The organism is Schaalia cardiffensis (genome assembly GCF_016405145.1).
GTDB lineage: Bacteria > Actinomycetota > Actinomycetes > Actinomycetales > Actinomycetaceae > Pauljensenia > Pauljensenia cardiffensis.
This window is the reverse complement of the sequence record NZ_JAEKIA010000014.1, coordinates 14,911-32,664: the sequence shown is the minus strand read 5'-3', so window position 1 is coordinate 32,664 and position 17,754 is coordinate 14,911. Positions and strand designations below refer to the sequence as shown.

The 17,754-nt window shown below is 64.5% G+C and carries 8 protein-coding genes; 2 read left to right on the top strand and 6 right to left on the bottom strand.

Annotated elements, in window-relative coordinates; all coding sequences use genetic code 11:
• Window positions 1-231 precede the first annotated feature (231 nt).
• Window positions 232-1,596, top strand: a complete 1,365-nt coding sequence (locus JFX23_RS08100; RefSeq protein ID WP_198776472.1) for an MFS transporter — start codon at window positions 232-234, stop codon at window positions 1,594-1,596.
• A 252-nt stretch (window positions 1,597-1,848) separates the two neighbouring features.
• On the opposite strand, the gene JFX23_RS08095 is transcribed toward JFX23_RS08100, so the two are convergent.
• Together JFX23_RS08095 and ispF are read right to left on the bottom strand one after the other, a co-directional pair.
• On the bottom strand, window positions 1,849-2,661 hold the full coding sequence (locus JFX23_RS08095; RefSeq protein WP_233050699.1) for a class I SAM-dependent methyltransferase: 813 nt from the start codon (window positions 2,659-2,661) through the stop codon (window positions 1,849-1,851).
• Between the two features lie 280 nt (window positions 2,662-2,941).
• Window positions 2,942-3,526 carry a 2-C-methyl-D-erythritol 2,4-cyclodiphosphate synthase gene (gene ispF / locus JFX23_RS08090; RefSeq protein ID WP_040313990.1) on the bottom strand — a complete coding sequence of 195 codons (585 nt, stop codon included), beginning with the start codon at window positions 3,524-3,526 and terminating at the stop codon, window positions 2,942-2,944.
• Window positions 3,527-4,133: 607 nt separating this feature from the next.
• On the opposite strand from ispF, the gene JFX23_RS08085 reads away from it, so the two are divergent.
• On the top strand, window positions 4,134-5,717 hold the full coding sequence (locus JFX23_RS08085) for a threonine synthase (protein ID WP_198776471.1): 1,584 nt from the start codon (window positions 4,134-4,136) through the stop codon (window positions 5,715-5,717).
• 484 nt (window positions 5,718-6,201) lie between these two features.
• On the opposite strand, the gene JFX23_RS08080 is transcribed toward JFX23_RS08085, so the two are convergent.
• The 4 genes from JFX23_RS08080 to JFX23_RS08065 form a co-directional block, all read right to left on the bottom strand.
• Window positions 6,202-8,193 (bottom strand): hypothetical protein, encoded by a 1,992-nt coding sequence (locus JFX23_RS08080; protein WP_198776470.1) that lies wholly within the window; start codon window positions 8,191-8,193, stop codon window positions 6,202-6,204.
• Window positions 8,190-11,822, bottom strand: a complete 3,633-nt coding sequence (locus JFX23_RS08075; protein WP_198776469.1) for a DUF5682 family protein — start codon at window positions 11,820-11,822, stop codon at window positions 8,190-8,192. Before JFX23_RS08075 ends, JFX23_RS08080 begins: the two co-directional genes overlap by 4 nt.
• Window positions 11,823-11,855: 33 nt before the next feature.
• Window positions 11,856-12,989, bottom strand: coding sequence for an ATP-binding protein (locus JFX23_RS08070; RefSeq protein ID WP_198776468.1), 1,134 nt, complete (start codon window positions 12,987-12,989; stop codon window positions 11,856-11,858).
• A gap of 233 nt (window positions 12,990-13,222) precedes the next feature.
• A complete protein-coding gene (locus tag JFX23_RS08065; protein ID WP_198776467.1) occupies window positions 13,223-17,749 on the bottom strand; it encodes a hypothetical protein in 4,527 nt (1,508 codons plus the stop codon).
• Between the last annotated feature and the right edge of the window lie 5 nt (window positions 17,750-17,754).

Sequence of the window (17,754 nt, the reverse complement as noted above, 5' to 3'; positions counted from 1 at the left end):
GAAATCCTTCCGACCCGTCGAGCAACGGCACAAGACATCCATCGTGTGGGCAAGAGGAAGAAGAGTCGTATCAAGAAGCGGGAAAATGCTTCCGTCATGCCGAGAGCGGCGAAAGGAACTCCTCCGGGGAACGCCACAGATCCTTTCAAGGTGTGAATGAGGTGGAAGCAGGCCTGGCCGTGATACTTTCCAGGGGACCGCAATCGCGGAGAACTCATCTAGGAGTAGAGCATGTCCTCCACACCCGCGTCTTCGGGTCCTGCGAAGACGAAGATCCTCACCCGCCCCATTATCGAATGGGCCCTCTGGGACTGGGGATCAGCAGCCTTCAACGCAGTCGCAACAACCTTCGTTTTCTCGGTGTACCTCACGGGCACAGACCGTTTCGCCCCCGGTGGCGAAGCCTCCACCCACCTGTCGACCGGCCTGACAGTTGCCGGCATCATCATCGCCCTTCTCGCACCGATCACCGGTCAGCGGGCTGACCGGCGCGGCAAAGGCGGTGTCTGGCTCGGATGGTTCTCCGCCCTCGTCTTTCTCTGCCTGCTCGGCATGTTCTTCGTCGCACCGGACTCGCCGATTGGCACAACCGGCGCGATGTGGATGGGCATCGGCCTGCTCGGCCTAGGCAACATCTTCTTCGAGTTCGCCTCCGTGAACTACAACGCGATGCTCAACCACCTCACGACCAAAGAGAACATGGGCCGAGTCTCGGGCCTGGGCTGGGGTTCGGGCTATGTGGGCGGCATCGTCCTCCTGTTGATCCTCTACCTCGGGCTCATCGGCCCGAACATGTTCGGCGTGCCGACCGAGAACGGGATGGCGGTCCGCATCTCCATGGTGATCGCCGCCTTCTGGTTCGGACTGTCCGCTCTGCCGGTCGTCCTGCGCCCGCCCAAACCTGCCGTCATTCATGAGGACACCGGTGAACGCGAATCCCTCCTCGACTCCTACAAGCTCCTGTGGGGAACGGTGAAGTCCCTCAAGCGCGAAGCTCCCCACACTCTTGCCTTCCTCATCGCTTCCGCAGTTTTCCGTGACGGTCTCGCCGGAGTTTTCACCTTCGGTGCGATCCTCGCGGGCACGGCCTTCGGTTTCTCCTCCAGTGACGTCATGATCTTCGCAATCGCAGCGAATATCGTCGCCGGGCTTGCGACGATCGCTTTCGGAGCGCTCGATGATCGTTTCGGTCCGAAGGCCGTCATTGTGGCGTCACTGGTGTTCATGGTCGCCTCCGGATTGGGCGTCTTCTTCCTCCACTCCTACGGGAAGGTCGTCTTCTGGTCGCTCGGCTTGGTGCTCTGCGTGTTCGTCGGACCGACCCAGTCGGCATCGCGTTCCTTCCTCGGTCGGATCATCCCCAAGGGGCGCGAGGGCGAGGTGTTCGGTCTCTACGCCACGACCGGACGAGCCGTGTCTTTCTTGGCACCCCTCATGTACGGGGTGTTCCTCAAGATCGGTCAGGCCTTCACTCCGGCCGGTCAGGACTTCACCTACTGGGGCATCCTGGGCGTCATCCTGGTCCTGCTGGTCGGCCTCGTCCTCACGATCCCCGTCAAGGCGCAGGCAGCGCACCTCGACCACCTCGAGGGCTGAGCGCTTCTCTTCCTTGGCCTGGTGTCGCCTGCCGCCTGGCCTGTCTCCCGAGCCTGATTTCTTCGTGAGCGGAGGGTTTAGCGGGCAGTTTGGTCGTGTCTTCTTCGTGAGTGGAGGGGTTGGCGACAAAAGGAGGGATTGTATCCCCTCCACTCGTCGCCAACCCCTCCTTTTACTGAGGGGGCGAGGCGAGCACAAGGTGAGTGCGGGAGGAGCGACAAGGCTCTCGGCAAGAGCCCTCCCTCATTCGCCTCACATGTCAGGTGAGCGCAGAACCACGACCGCGTTCGAGCGTTTCCCGGCCTCATGATCCTTCGACGCGGGCACATCCTCCCAGCGTTCTTCCGCGACTTGAATCGTCCAATCCTGCGTCAGCATCCCCGTCGAGCGAAGCGAATCGAGGATCTCCGTCGCCGTGTAAGTACGGCCTCCGTTGCGGTGCCACGGCGGATTCACCGTGTGCACATTCACGAGGATGATTCCGCCGGGCTTGAGGCGTGACGCCTGCTCGCTGATGAGCGCACCAAGATCGACTCCGCTCCCATCCTTGTTGCCGTGCACGAAGAAGATGGTGACGAGGTCGAAGAGGCCCTCGATATGGAGGGCTCTCGCGTCGCCGACGAGCCCTGTTGCCCGATCGGCCGCCCCGATTCGGTGGGCTCCATCAAGGAAACGCGCGATCGCAGTGGCTGAGAAGTCGACTCCGACGACCTGCCAGCCGCGCTCAAGCAGGTACAGCAGATCCGTTCCTTCGCCGCAGCCGATATCAAGGGCGCGCCCCGGGGTCAGAGGCGCAGCAAACTCGGGTAGCAACTCGTTCACATCTTCGGACCAGAGGCGCTGAGTGGAGGCGTAGCGCTTCTCCCATGCGAACATTGAATCGCTTCCAGTCATCGGCTTCGGGGCACCGACCTCGTCAAGATGAGGGGAATGATCGTCGTGCTGGGTGTGCGAGTCGGACAGCTGTTCGTTATTCATGGAGTCCTTAAGGATCGAAGAGCGGGCAAGCGTGTAGAGCGCAGGAGCGACAGGGGCGTCGCGCGCAGAATCATTGTGTACGTTCATGTCGTGGCCCGCTCGCCGTAGGTTCCCTTCTCAGCTCACAGCCTGTCTATTCAGACTTCGGCTTATGACGGGTAAGTGAGGCTTTGGCACGTACGGCTTGACCAGGACCTGGCCTGTGCCAGGTGAGTCAGGGCTTGGCCCCGTACAGCTTGACCAGACCCCTCGCTTGTACGGGTGAGTGAAGTTTTGGCCCGTACAGCTTGACCAGGCCCTCGCTTGTACGGGTGAGTGAAGTTTTGGCCCGTACAGCTTGACCAGGCCCTCGCTTATACCGAGCGGCTCAGGCTTCGGCCCGTACGATTAGTGCCACCGCAGACGCCGCCAAGCCCTCGCCTCGGCCAGTGAATCCAAGCCCATCCGTCGTCGTCGCGCTCACCTGGACGGGCGCTCCGATGATCTGCGACATGCGCTCGCAAGCCTCGGGAAGACGCTTCGCCATTCGAGGTTTCTTCCCGATGACCTGCACGGACACATTGCCGATGCACCAACCGGCCTCGCTGAGCATACGGCAGACCTCGCGGAGAAATTGTTCACCGGAGGCTCCGCGCCACTGCGGCCGATCGGTGCCGAAAACCGTGCCCATCTCACCCAGGCCCGTCGCCGAAAGGAGCGCATCGCACACTGCGTGCGCCGCAACATCACCATCCGAATGGCCTTCCAGGGGAGTTTCTCCCGGCCATTCCAAACAGGCGAGCCACAAAGATTTGGCGGCTCGGCTGCTCTCCTCGTCGGGGGTGTCGAGGGCGGTGCCGCTGCTCTCCAGGCCTGTCGAGGAGGCCTTGTCGGGTTCGCTCTCCTTGGCAAAGGCATGCACGTCAATTGCCTGGCCGACGCGGAAAGGAATGGGACTGCTTGAATCGCTCATGAGCTCAGGGTAGTGGGATCTGCGCTCTGACAGGGGACGAGGACGGGGGCGGGAGGGCATGAAGGCGCTGTCTCCAGGCCATCTGCGGACGGGAAGGAAGAGCTGCGCCCCGTTGACGTATTCGCGGGGGCCATCGAGGCCACCTGCGGAGGGGAGAGAAACGCGGGCAAGAGTGCGGGGAGTGAAAGGAGGGAGGGGGCGCGCGAAGAGGGGAATAGAAGGGGGCAAGGAGGGGAATAGAAGGTAGGGAGTGCAGGTATGGCGTGATGAGACAGGGGTAAGGGCAGGGGAAGAAAGAAGAGATGACACAGCGGAGGGTAAAGATGGAACGCAGCTCCGAGAGGTGCGAGAGGAGACGAGAGAAGGATACGAAGGAGAGCCTCGCCGGGAAGTAGGGGTGAGGAGCGATGTGCAGGGTATTGGGGGATCGGCGCTTGAGAGGCTCGTGAGGAGTGGGAGCGATGTGCAGGGTATTGAAAGGCCGACGCTTGAGAGCCTCGCGAGGAGTTGGAGCGAGGCATGAGGATACGAAAGATACAGCACCGGAGGAAGCGAACGTTTCTTGGACGCTTGAGTCCGAGCGTCCCGGCCCCGATAGGATCGGCGTGTGCGCTACATCTCGACACGTCATGATGCCACCACGCAGGCCCGCCCCTTCAGCGACATCCTCCTCGAAGGACTCGCCCCCGATGGGGGCCTTTACCTGCCCGAAGAGTATCCGCAGCTCAGCACCTCCGACCTTGAGGAGCTCAGAGAGACCCTCCAAACGAAGGGCTATGCGGCTCTCGCGGCGAAAATCCTCGCCTTGTTCATCGACGACATTCCCGTCGAGGACCTTGAAGGCATCGCTGCTCGCGCCTACTCGACGCCCGCCTTCTCGACCTCGGAAATCGTGCCGGTGACCCGATTGGAGTCAGGCACCTGGATCGCCCACCTGTCCGAAGGGCCGACTGCAGCATTCAAGGACATGGCGATGCAACTCCTCGGTGAACTCTTCGAATATGAGCTCGGGCGCCGCGGCGACTGGCTCACCATCGTTGGAGCGACCTCCGGGGACACTGGCTCCTCCGCCGAGTATGCGTTACGAGGACGCCCGGGCCTGTCCGTCGTCATGCTGACCCCTGCCGGGCGCATGACTGCTTTCCAACGTGCTAAAATGTTCTCCCTAATGGACGAGAACATCATCAATGTCGCCGTTGACGGGGTTTTCGATGACTGTCAGGACCTCGTCAAGGCCGTCAATATGGATGCCGACTTCAAAGCCGCGTGGCATCTTGGCGCCGTTAACTCGATCAACTGGGCGCGCCTGCTCGCCCAGGTCGTTTACTACATCGCGACCTGGCTTCGGGTGACCAGCGCGCGCGGTGCACAAGGTGAAGGAGCGCCACGGCCGGAGGATCGTGCCACCCAGGACAAGCGCGGCACCCAGGAGGAGTGCAGCACCGCGGCAGGGCACGCTATCCAGCAGGATCCTTCACCCCAGGGGGATCGCGTTCCCTCGGATGAGCGCATCAACGTGGTCGTCCCCTCCGGCAACTTCGGCAATGTCTGCGCCGCCCACATCGCCCGCTCAATGGGCCTGCCCCTGGGCGCCCTCGTCGTCGCAACGAACGAGAACGACGTCCTCGATGAGTTCTTCCGCACCGGCGTGTACCGGCCGCGATCCTGCGAGCAGACCCTCGCGACCTCCTCGCCCTCAATGGATATCTCCAAGGCCTCGAACTTTGAGCGCTTCATCTTCGACCTGCTTGGTCGCGACGCCGAACGAGTCGCCGATCTTTTCGGGCGGGCGCTCACTGAGGAGGGCTTCTTCGACCTGTCCGGCACTGAGGAGTTCGCGCGCCTGCGGGAGACTTACGGCTTCATCTCGGGCTCTTCCACGCACGCGGATCGTCTCGAGGAGATTCGCCGCACCGAGGTCGAGGACGCCTACCTGCTCGACCCGCATACTGCCGATGGCATGCATGTTGCTCGTTCGCTCGCCGCTTCCCTGGAGGGGCCGCTCGTCGTCATGGAGACCGCTCTGCCGGTGAAATTCGCCGAGACGATCCTCGAAGCGACAGGTCATCTTCCGCCGGTGCCTGAAAGGTTCGAGGGGATCGAGGGCGGGCAGCAGCGCGTCATCGATCTGGAGAACGAGGTCGGGGCGCTCAAAGCGCTCATCGAAGCCCGAGTCCGCGTCGACACCTGAGCGCGAGGCACTGCGCGCCCCCGCGTGGGGGTGGGTTGTGCGCCCGGGTTGACCCCAGGTTCTGCGGATTGGTCACGTCCCCTCGTGAGGGTGGGATGTCTGTTTTTTCGTGGCATCCGGCGCGGTCGGCGAGCCACGTCCCGTCGTGAGGGTGGGATGCGCCCAGCGTCCAACGCGCGGAAACTGCCTGAAATCACGGCCCCGAGTGAGGGGGATGTGTGTCCGGGTGGGACGCGGGTGGATTCTCGGGCGGGCCCACGAGCTGCCCAGTGTCGACACCCCCGCCACGCCCCCCGCGAGGGTATGGTGCGTCGCGGCAACCCGGGGCCGTCCATCACTACCCGGCCCCTTCGTGAGCTTGGGGCGCGATGCTGTGCGACACGCGAATGGGCGCCTTTCATGCATCGGATCAATAGTTCGTGGATCAATACCGCGAGGACCACTACTGCGCGGGTCAATACTGCGGAGACCACTCCCTCGCGGATCAATACTGCGAGGCGGCGAGCCAGGCGCGAGCGAGAGCCTCACTGTCCGGCTCCCAGGTGCCGTCGAAACGTCGACTACCCTCATGCGTCGCATCCTTCAGGGAAGAGAGCAGCTCAGAGGCGAAAGGGGCTCCGACTGCGCGGACCCAGGCAGTATCGCGTTCAAGGACAGGCGAGGAGAGGACGGAAGGGCCCGCATCGAGAACACGCTGACACCAGCGCTGCAGCACTGCGCGCACTTGGGCAAAACCGGACACCTCCCCCGCAGAGTCGGCGCCTGCGGCATCAAGCCCGCCAGGCTCATCCGCATCGCCCCCGGCAAGCGCGCCCTCGGCACCCGCCGAGTCTGTGCCCTCCCCATCGACCTCGGGAAGCACACCCGCCCAGGAACGATCGACAGCGTCAAGACCCGGCCACCACACGCCACCGAGCTCATCGGGCACGTAGATGATGCCCTCAAGTACGAGCATTCCCAGCAACTCCTCGTCGCGCACGAGGCAGCGGACCCGGGTGCCAAGCGCCGCCCCGAATAATTCCGTCGCCAGGCCCGCCCCGAGCGAGCGTGCGGCGGGCAGCAGGGACAAGAATCGCCCGTCCACGACGAGACCACTGCGGTCGCCGCCCAGGATCGCACCCTCGACGATTTCGTAGGGAGCGGGAACCGACTCCCATCCGGTTGATTCGGCGCCGAGGGAGGCCCGCACCTTCGAGCCCGCTCCCAGGCGACCGTCGGCACGCGCCGTGGCCCCGGAGACGAGGAGGCGGTGGCGAGAGAGGAGCCGGATTGGGGCAGATAACTCACGCCAGACGGGTTCGACGTGGTAGGCGCTTTCAACGTTCGCCGCATCTCCCGGGCGCACTCGCGCAACAGACCAGGTTTTCCCTGACGCATCCGTGAAAGTCGCCTCGACCCCAGCGAAACCCGAGGCTGTGATGATGGGAGCCGCGAAGAGGGGAACTAGGGACAGCCCCCCGACCTCGCGATAGGCTCCGCGCGCTTGGCCGAGCAACGCACTCGCATCCTCTTCGGGTCCGAGGCGGGACAGTAGATGCAGATTGACGAGGGCGGAGGCGAATGCCGATGCCCGCAGCTTCGGCGGGGCTGAAAGATTCTGGTAGTACGCCGTGAGCGCCCGGTCTGCGGTGACGAGGCCTGCGGAGCGCAGCCTGTGAAGATCGCGGGCGAGCATCGAGCGATGCAGCGCCCCCAGGTGTGTGGATCCGAGTTGCAGAATCTTCGCGAGATCAGCGAGGACGAGGAGGATGGTGTCGCGTTGAGCGGCGGACACGGGAGCACTCGCGCCCGGGGCTTGTGCCGGGCTCGTACTCGGGATTTTCGCACTGCCTGCACGTGGTGTCTTCGTAGGGCCCGTGTCCGAGGTGCCGGGAGCTTTAGCTCCAGGAGTTGTGGGTCCCTCCATTCCCGGGGCTTGTGCCGGGCTCGCGTCCGGAGTTTTCGTGCAGCCCCTAGTTGGTGTCTTCGCCTCGTTCGTACCCGGGGTCTTCGCAGCGCTCGCGCCTGGGGAAGCAGACTCTCCTGGGCCTGAACCTCCCAGAGCCTCGCTGCTTTCAGGCGCAGCGCCGACGCCTCTTTCACCCCCAGCGTTGGGGCCGTTTTCATTCGCAGCTCCAACACCGCTTTCAGCCGCAGTATCGCCGCTCTGAGCTGCGAACTCGGCAGGAACATCCAAAAAAGCTCCCCGCTCCTCCTGTGCCTCAGTCCCCTCCTCAGTCTCAGTCCCATCGGCGAGCTCCAAGCTCAAAGCGACCACCGCACGATGAGCACAGCGCGGCGCCAACAGGCAATCGCACACGATCTCGTCCTCGTCGCACAACACATCGACCTCGGCGATCCGCACCGTCGACTGGCCGAAAAGCGTCTGAACTCCGACCTCCACGCCATCGGCGAGATAGGCGTCAACTCTCTTGCGCACTCGCGGTGTCAAGGCATCGACGATGGAGGACAGGAGCATAGGGGTGATCCGAGTCATGAGTGCTCCCGAATGATTGTGCCCACCCAACGGGCCAGATCAAGCGGCGACACCGCCGCGACCCGCATGCCCGTGGCAGCAACCCGGGAGGCAACCCCGACGTTGTAAACGCCCGTGCCTGAATCGTTGAGCGCCGCACAGCCGAGCATCGTCACCCCCGACGCCGCCAGCGCCCCGACCTCGTCGAGGAGCGCATCGAGAGGGCCGCCCTCGTCGAAATCCGATACGAGGACGAGCAGTGTCCGTGTCGGCACGCGCAGGCGTGAGCGAGCCAGGCGAAGCGCCCCCGCGATGTCCGTGCCGCCTCCGACCTCAACCTCCATGAGCAACGCCAGGGGATCATCAACTCGGCCCGTGAAGTCGATGACCTCGGTGTTGAAAGCGAGGAAGTCCACTGACAGGCACGGGGATTGAGCGAGGATCGCGGCGACGAGGGCGGAGTAGATGACCGACTCCGACATGGAAGCGGACACATCGACCGTGAGGATGAGATGCCAGTCGGATTCTTGTGCCTGCGCCGAATGGAACACCGGGTGAACGGGGATGACCTGGGGGCGCCCGTCAATTGGTGCGACGTGGCGCAGGTTCGCTCGCAGCGTCCGGTCCAGGTCGAGACTGCTCGTGCGCCGCCGCGTTGGCCGCCCCCTCGCCAGGCCCGTCAGTGCCGGGCGCAGTCTCACAGCAAGTTCTTTCGACAGTTCGGACACGAGTCGGGCGACCAGTGGACGCAGTTTCGCCAGGCGAGCCTCCGGTAGGGAACCGGTCAGGGACAGTGCAGTCGTCAACAGTTCGATGGAGGGGCGCACGGACTGCGGGGAGAGGCGCTCCAACAGATCAGCCCGCCCCCGGGTTGCGGCCTCGCCGAAGATCTCCTCGATCTCTGCGTGCCCGAAGAGCGCATCAATCTCCGTTTCCCATTCGCGCACGCCCAGCTGCGAGGGACCATAGGAGGCGTTTCGTCGGCGCACATCAAGGGCATCGGCGGCGGGCCGTCCGTACAACTCATCAAGGGCGGAAGCCATGCGCCGACCCTGCGGTGACAGGCCCATGCGCTGCGTGCCGAGGATGAGTCGCCATCTTTCATCCGGGCTGAAGGACACATCCGCCAGGCCGAGGGCAGCAAGACGCTTCCGCACCCCCGTGTCGGCTTGTGTGATGGCGATGACCTGCTCGGCAGGAAGCTCAAGGCTGCGCGCCCGCCCCAAGTTCGGTGCGAGGTCGGCGAGGAGGCGTTCGCGAGAGTCCTGGTCGAAACAGTCGAAGCCGCCGCGCAGGGCCGGAAGGGCCGCAACGAAGTCGGCGTCATCAATGGTGTTGATCCGATCAACGAGGGCGAGGGCGGCGGGGGCCGTGTCAAAACGCGAGCCCGCTGCGATGAGCAGGCCAACGAGCCTGCGGCGCAGGACCCGCCTGGCCTGAGGGGTGGAGGCGTTGAGCCAGGAGGCGATGTGGAGCGCGGCCTCGTCCTCGTCAATGAGGAGCCCCGCGGACGCGCCCTGCATGAGGGGAGAGCCCGCAGATCTCAGGTGTGTGAGGGCCGCATGGAGAGAGAGCGGATGATCGGCGCCGATCGTGATGAAGGCGGCGAGGGCGGCAGCGTCTTCGGGCTCGTCAGAGCCTTCGATGCCACGGATCTCACGGATGGCGGCCGTGCCGAAGAGGTCAGCGGCAGTGGCGGCCCTTTCGCGCAGCGGCGCGTCAAGGAGGGCGGCTCCGGGAATGTTCTCTCGTGCTACGTCGCTCAGGGCAAGAGTGAAGGACACGGCCTCGGCGAAGGACACGCTCGCGGTCATGCGAGTAGCGAGCTCGAGTGCTCTCTCAAGGGGTGCGGGGCAGGCGCAGGCGCTGGATTCGCGCAGGAGTCGCACGATGTCCACCGCGCCCTCGACCCGCCGGGTGAGCAGAGCCGTTGACGCGATCTGTTCGACTGTGAGCCCACGGATGGAAGCGAGTTCGATGCTCGCCTCAGTGGCGGCAGTCCACTGCACGCGCCAGGTCTGTGCAAGGGCTTGCGCTCCCCGGGTCGTGCTCCGCTCTTCGCTGTGGCCGTAGACGACTCCACCTGCGCGCAATCGGTGCATGAGGATCGAACGTTTGAGGTCGAGGGTGCTGCGTTCAGGTACGAGCTCGAGCTCCTGGGCGCCTTCAAGGGGGAGGCGCGCCGCCTCAATCTCGGCTCGCACGGCTTCGAGCAGGGGAGATTTCGGGACAGAAGGATCGACTCGTCCCGTCCGCGTGCCGATGAGGACGCGTTCGAGGGCGTCGGCCACTGCTCTGCCCCGGCCGAGGATTTCCCCTTGGGCGAGGACGGAGGTGACCGCTTCGACGAGTTCGCGCCGTGAGGGGGCAGCCAGGTTGCGCAGGGTCGCGAGGTCGAGGGCGATGCGTGAACACTCTGCGGCTTCTGCGGGGCCTGCGGGGTGTCCGGCTTCGCGCAGCGCCCTCGTGATGGAGGTGATGACGGAGGCAACTTCGGCGCACAGGCGCTTAGGGTCGAGGCCCGATTCGTAGACGAGTTGTTGCCAGCCGGGGTCGCGGATGCCGGAGGGGTAGCCGGAACGCGAATCGAGGTGGTCGAAGGAGTAGGCGACGAGACAGGAGCGCACAGGAGTGTGCTGCGTGCGCGCAGGGAGCGTCGCAGCCTCGGAGGAGCCGTGTTCCCCAAGCGGAATGTTCACAGCCACAGGGGTGCAAGATGCGGTGTCTTGTGGAAGGGGGAGAAGAGCGGGGGCGTGGAAGGCTCCGACGAGTGCGGCGACTCGGGTGCCGGAAGAGATTTCGGGGGCGAGGGCGGCGCGCATCCATTGTTCGCGCTCGAGGCTGTCCTCGTCTGTTTCTCCTTCGTCGACGCGCATTGCCCATCCGTGGGCGAGGGCGGCGACGCGGATCTGCTCGGGGGTTGAAGAGGGTGCGCGAGCTTCGACGAGGCGGTCCCAGGATTCGGCTGAATCCCCGTCTTCGGCGCGGGCCGCAGCTTCGAGGGCTTTTCGGCCCCGAGAATCGCCAGTGGCGGGGGCCTGGCTGTCAGTATCCGGAGCGTCCTTAGCGGGGTTGGGTGCGCTCGCGGGATCGCTGGCGGCGGGGGTCAGGGGCTCGCTGCCCCTGGTCTCCTCACGGGGGTCGCTCTCTTCCCGGAGTGCGCCGAGCTCCATCTCATGATCGGCTGCTCCGGCTGGTGTCTCTCCTGCTCGTGGGCCCGTTGGCGTCTCCCCACTCGGTGTCTCGCCTGTTCCCGGACCTTCGCCTGGAGGGGATTTCTCTTCTCGTGCCGCAATGGGCCGGTCAATGCACAAGACGCGCACCCCGCGCGCCGCCGCCCATCGTAGGGCGGCGAGTTCGGGCGAGAAATCCGCGAAGGGGTAGAAGCTAAGATCCTCACCTTTGCTGAATGCGAGAGCAACCGGGGCGATAGTGTGTGCGCTGCTCAGTTGTGAGATCCATTCATCTGCTTCAGCAGGAAGTTCAATGGCGAGCACATCGGGGGCGAAGTCGTCGAGCATCTCGGGGATACTCGCGGCCAGCGCAGGGGAGTGATGGCGCACACCGATGAGGAAAGGTTCGAGGCATGCCGCGAGCGCCGACACCTGTTCGCGCGCATCGACCTCGTTCCTCATGTTTTCGGATTCCATCGCTATGTTGTGTGGTTCGTCGAGCTTTTCGGCTCAGTCCTCAAGTGCACTGCGAAGCTCCCAGAGCTGCGCCCAGGTGTGCCGTCCCTCGTTCGCGCGGCGTTTCACAGTCGAATCCCAGTAGGCGAGCAGGCGCGCCCCGTCTTCAGAATCGTCCTTGCGGACCGCCCCGAGCAGTTGACCGGGAATGAGTCGCACTCCGTCCTTCGCGTGCGGGAAGAATGCCCCGGCAAGGGCGATCGACCCGGAGATGGCGACCGCTTCAGCTGTTGACAGGACGGTTGATGGCTTCTCGACGGCCCATCCTTCCTGGCTGATCCCGCTGCGCAGGTCACGGAACGCGGTGACGAGGGTTTCAACGACGACCTCGTCGACCTTCGCGGGCACTCCGGCTGCACTGAGCGCCTGTTTCGTTTTCTCAGTGACGAGGGCGATCTCAGCCGAAGCATCGCAGATCGGAGCGACGGCCTCGAAGTTGAAGCGGCGTTTGAGGGCGGCACTCATTTCTGACACTCCCCTGTCGCGCAGGTTCGCCGTGGCGATGAGACAGAATCCGGGGCGCGCGTGAATCGCGTATTCTCCGAGTTCAGGGATGGCAATGCGGCGTTCAGAGAGGATGGAGACGAGAGAATCTTGGACTTCGGGCAGGCAGCGGGTGATCTCCTCAATGCGCGCGACCCGCCCACTCGACATGGCAGCCAGGACGGGGGAGGGGACGAGGGCGTCAACACTGGGGCCGCGCGCGAGGAGTTGGGCGTAGTTCCAGCCGTAGCGCAATTGGTCTTCGGTCGTGCCCGCACTGCCTTGGACGGTTAGCGCTGAAGTGCCGCAGATGGCTGCGGAGAGCAGTTCGGAGAGCATCGACTTTGCGGTTCCGGGTTCGCCGACGAGGAGGAGGGCGCGCTCACCGGCGAGGGTGATGACGCAGCGCTCAACGAGGGAGACGTCGCCGACGAACTTGCGGCTGATTTTCAGTCGAGGGTTTCCACAGATGAAGGAGACGACAGCGGAAGGGGTTAGGCGCCAGCCGGGCGGCTTGGGCCCCTCCTGGCGGGCGAGGAGGTTGAGTTCATCGGCGTACAGCACCTCCGGTGGGGGCACTTGCTGGGCTGTGTTCACCTCGGATACTCCGGGCGTGGAATCGCCGGGGGGTGTGCTCGTCGCCATGATTCCTCCTCGAAACCTTCTTCTCAGGGCCGGGTGGGTCCGGCGGCCTCATGGGCTCGTCGGCCCTCGCTCGCTCTTCCCTTCGACTGGGAGTCTATTCGCTTGTCGCGCTCTCGCCTGTGGCGGGAAGCCTATGCGCTCGTTGCGCTTTCGCCTGTGGCCGCGAGTCTGTTCGTCCTCTCCCCTTATGTCCCCGAGAGGCGGCGGGGGAGAGGACGAACATCTTCACCTGCTCAACGCCTGCGGTAGCGGGTCGTGCGCAACTCCGTGTATCCGGGAACGTCCCCGTCCACGTAGCGCTGCCACGCATCCTCGAAAAGGCACCCCAAGGGCACGAGCGGGACAACCACATCATGACGCGGAGTGACTTTCGTGGCATCCGTCAGATCGTAGAACGGGGCCTTCCAGACCTCCATCGGCTTATGAGGTGTGCTCGCCTCCTGCCAGCCTCCCGGAAGGAAGAGGCTCCTGCCCGCACGGGCGCGCTTCGCTTCGACGAGCAGCCCCGCCTCCAGCAGAGGGGCTGCCGCCGCGAGACGCTGCTTCTTCGACCAGGAGTTCCACGACTCGACGTTCTTGTCGCTGGGGAAGATCAGGGCGAGGATCTGCAGCCAGTAACGTGCCGAATCCTCGGGGACACCCAGGGACTTGGCCGCAGCGGACACGACCTCGGGTGCGGACACGAGCGGGTCACAAGCGCAGCCAGGGTGTGCGTTGACGAGGGAGTCGGCGATCTCGTCATAAACACCGATCACCACATCGAGGCGCTTCCGGATCCTTTGCAGCGAGTACTCGCCCTCGTCGATCGCGTCGAGCAGACGCCGATCCGCCGTGAAGTCTTTCGACCTGTTCGGATCATAGAAGACGGTCGGGTACGGGGCGTTCGTCATTGACCAGGGGCCGAGAGAATCGACCTGATCCGAGGGCGCGTTCTCGTCTACGGCGGGCAGGCCCAAGACGGTGCGCAGGCCGCTCCCATAGTCCTGCCACTCGACTTTCACGCTTCGGCACGCCGACTTCATCTGCTCGTACACTTGGGCGAGCCAGAGCGCGAAGCGGCTACCGGCCTCGGCCTGAGCAGCAGCCCACAGCCAGACATCAGGGTCGACGCTGTTCGGATCTTGACTGAGTTCGCGCAGTCGCCGCGCGCCGCCCCAGGGGAAAGCCGAATCCGCTGCGGCGAGAAGAGCACCTGGAAGATGGAAAACCTGCTCATTGTCCGACCAGGCGGCAATGACCGCTTCAACGTCGATCCCTTCATGCGCTAAACGCAGGGGGTCGGAGGCGCCTGCCTCGACGAGCCGCAGGAGTTCCTCAGTGCCGAGTCCACTGAGGAACTCCCTGCCTTCCCTCGCTTCGGCGACTTTCAAGCCGAGCAGGGTGCGCAGCTCCTTGTCGAGGAAGTTCGCCTCAGCCGAGCGAATGTTGGGCAGGCCCGCGAGGAACAAGGATGCGGCTGCTCTGGTCCACCCGGTCCCCTCAGCGAGGCGCGCGACCTTCGCCGGATCCCACTGGGGGGCGCCCTCGTCGAGGAGGACGCGGAACGCCTCGATGATCGTTTTGGCTTCGATGCCGCAGCCCCGGGTGATGAGGCTGATCGGAGCGCCGTCGACGCTCTTGGGAACACCGCCTGAGGGAGAGAAGAAGCGCGTCTTGTCGTTGCTGTTGTAAGCCCAGAAGGGACGGCCGGTGCCGATCAGGATTGCAGGGCCGGAGGGGGTGGTGAGGAGTCGCGCGGGCTCGGTGGATGATGGTCCTTCTTCGATCCCCGCCACCTCGAAAACGCAGCACGAGGGCGAGTACAGGCCTTCATCGACGAGGTCTCCGAATGCTGCGGCCGCCTGACCCACGAACTCTTTCGAGGCGAGGGGACGGGTGACTGAGAACAGCAGAGCGATCGGTCGGGTGGTGAGGTGGGTGAAAGCACTCCCAACTCCCGTCACCGCAAGCTCGGCTCCTCCAAGGCGCCGGGCCATGTTATGTAAAACGTCACGATCCGTCGTCAACGACCACTCAGTATTCGCCCAGCCGAGCGCGTCGCATGAGGCTTCCCATTCGGGGAAGCTCCTCGTCGGCTGTGCCTCTTGTGTTGTGCGCTCAAGCCCGTCTTCGACGATTCGTTTGACGCGGGCCGTTGCCCATACGACGGAGTCGACGAGTGCATGACAGTCGGAACCGAGGAAACTCGCAGCCGCTGCCCGCGCCTCGTCGGTGAGGATCCTGCCAGGATCCACCACCTCAGCATCCTCCGTGCTGTCGGCGGTCGGAACGACTCTGAGGAGCTTTTCGAGCTGGGAGGGTGTCGCGTGGCGCAGCTTGTCACTTGCGGCCTCGTCGCGCACTCGGAACTGATTCCAGCCGACCTGGGGGACTTTGTGGAGGAGATGAGTGCCCCCTCGTGCGTCAGCCGCGGCGAACATGGGGGCGAAATCGTCTTCGCGCACGAGCTCCTCGCCCTTGATCAGCCAGTGCCCGCCCCCGGGGCGTGCCATGCGGCCTTTGAAGCGGTCCCAGCGTTCCTTCGGGTGCACTTGATGCCCGTTGGCGTCAATGTAGAGCGACTTCTCGTCCCTGCTCATTCGCAGCCACGCGTGTCGGCCATGGGCCGTCGACACGTTGGAGTCGGCCGTCGTCGGGAAGACTGAGCACCAGATGATGGTGTGCTTTTCGAGTTCCCAGCCGTCGCGAAGGTAGGGTTCGATGAGTTCGGCGAGAGGAGCGGGCAGGGATTCGCGTCCCCTCTGACCCGTCGCGGGGTCGATTTCCCGGAAGGTGTCATCGAGACGCCAGTAGTGCTCGCCTTCGCGAAGAACGAGGGCGCGGTCGGCGAAGGGGTCGCCGCCGTCGCCTCCGTGGACGAGGCGCTCACCGACGAGGCGCCCATCGTTGAAGGGCAGGGTCAAGGGGACGTCCGAGCCGCCGTAGTAGCGGATCTGCGTTGATGTTCCCGGGTCGGTCGACCAGGTGAGGAAGTATTCCCAGTTCTTCCGGTAGGCGCAGGCCGTGGCTTCGCCTGCGAGCAGATAGTGCCAGTATTCAGCTTTGTCCGTTGCGGTGGGAGCGAAGGAGGCTTCGGCGATCCTCTTGTCGCCGTCAACCCAGATGATGTGACCATCGGCGGCGACGCCGATCGCGGGGAAAGCCTCGTGGAAGGTGGTGTTCGTGCCGAGTTCGGCGGATGCGGCTTCCAGTTCGGGCCAGGTGTACTCGGTGAGGAAACCGTCGCGGAAAACATCGGCGAGAATTTCTCCGGCGTTGAGTCGTTCGACGAGGGCGCTGATCTGGCGCGGATACGCGTCGAGACCGGCGGGGGTGAAGAGCGGGCTCAGTCGGCGTATTTCGGTGAGGACTTCTTGGGAGGTCGGGTGCTTGCCGAGCGTGGACTCCGCCCAGCGTCCGAGCATTGCGCGGGCACCGGAATGGGAGAGGATGACGTCGAGATGGTCTGAGGCCGTCCTGCCGATTGTCCCAAGCACCAGGTGCGCGTATTCGCTTTCGGCGAGGGCGTCGAGGTTGGGGCGGTCTTGCGTTTCCGCCCAGTCGGACAGGCTCAAGCGGTTGTAGTACGAGTAGGCGCCCGGAGGCGCATCGAATTCGACTTTCGCCCCGGTGGACAAGAGCGCGTCGAGGAGTTCGGGTTGCAGGCCGAAGACGCGCTTGGACAAGGTGATGCTCTGCCCCTTGAGACTCTTCATTCTTCTGACGAGGAGGCTGAGCTTGCGCGGGTATCCGGCGTTCCACTGGCTCTGGAGCATGCGCGTGTAGCGTTCGACCCATTCGCGGGCGTCGACTCGCCCGGCGGCGAGGTCTTCGCTCAAGCCGACGGAGGCGAGGATGTCGATCCACTCGTCGGAGGGGACAGGACCCGGGGTGAGGGCAAGGAGTGCCTTCATGGTCGTGGGCTCTTGCGCGACTAAAACGGGGAGTGCTTTCTTGAAGCCCCTCCAGAAGGCCGCGGGCGCTTTGGACAGCGACGGGGAGGAAAAGACGGCACGCAGGAAGCGGGCGTGGACTTCCACAGGGTCCGCGTGGGCGGCTTTCGCGAGGCGCTTGAGGTCTGCGGCGAGCCCGCCGTAGGGCGGCATCCCGCCTTTGACACGGTCGATGTTGAGGGTGAGGAAAATGTCGAGGGCGCGTTCGGGTTCGTAGCGTTCGCACAGGGTTTTCGACTCGTTCGTCAGTTCTTTAGCGGTGATGGCCCCGGCGAGGGCGAATTCGAGGAAGGCCTTGGAGTTGCGGTCTTCATCGACCTTGAGGCTGTGGACGCGCTCAGCTTCGCGCGCTTTGGAGAAGTACTGGGCTGCGTAGACGCGGTTGTCGAGGCGCAAGAAGATGCGGGCGGCCTCTTCGAGGAAGGTCGGAAGGAAATGCGGGGCGGAGTCGCCGAGCATTTTCGCCAGCTCGTCGAGGAGAAGCTTCGCATTTCCGGGCTTGGATTTCGCGGCTTTGGCGGCGCGCTGCAGGTCGCCGACAAGGTTGAGGGCGTGGCGCGCATTCTTCGGGTCATGGATGATCGGCCAGGCGGGGAAGCCGATGGCGCGTTGACGCATGCGACCGATAGGGGTCTTCTGCCCGGGTGTGAAGCCGAGGGAAGTGAGGGTGATGTCCTCAACTTCGCCGAGGGCGTCGGGGGTGAGGCGCACGACGGTGCGCCCCTCAAGGGCGGGGTGGGTGTAGGAGTGGGCCGAGGCGGGGATAGTTCCGGGGGCGTCTGAGGAGATGATGCCACCGAGTTCGGCGGCTCGAGCTGGGGTGATCATGAGGG

Bases quoted from the DNA above. Each gene is read 5' to 3' on its own strand.
- ispF (WP_040313990.1), bottom strand. From the start codon at position 3,526: ATGAGCGATTCAAGCAGTCCCATTCCTTTCCGCGTCGGCCAGGCAATT.
- JFX23_RS08080 (WP_198776470.1), bottom strand. From the start codon at position 8,193: ATGACTCGGATCACCCCTATGCTCCTGTCCTCCATCGTCGATGCCTTG.
- JFX23_RS08070 (WP_198776468.1), bottom strand. From the start codon at position 12,989: ATGGCGACGAGCACACCCCCCGGCGATTCCACGCCCGGAGTATCCGAG.
- JFX23_RS08065 (WP_198776467.1), bottom strand. From the start codon at position 17,749: ATGATCACCCCAGCTCGAGCCGCCGAACTCGGTGGCATCATCTCCTCA.
- JFX23_RS08095 (WP_233050699.1), bottom strand. From the start codon at position 2,661: ATGAACGTACACAATGATTCTGCGCGCGACGCCCCTGTCGCTCCTGCG.
- JFX23_RS08100 (WP_198776472.1), top strand. From the start codon at position 232: ATGTCCTCCACACCCGCGTCTTCGGGTCCTGCGAAGACGAAGATCCTC.
- JFX23_RS08075 (WP_198776469.1), bottom strand. From the start codon at position 11,822: ATGGAATCCGAAAACATGAGGAACGAGGTCGATGCGCGCGAACAGGTG.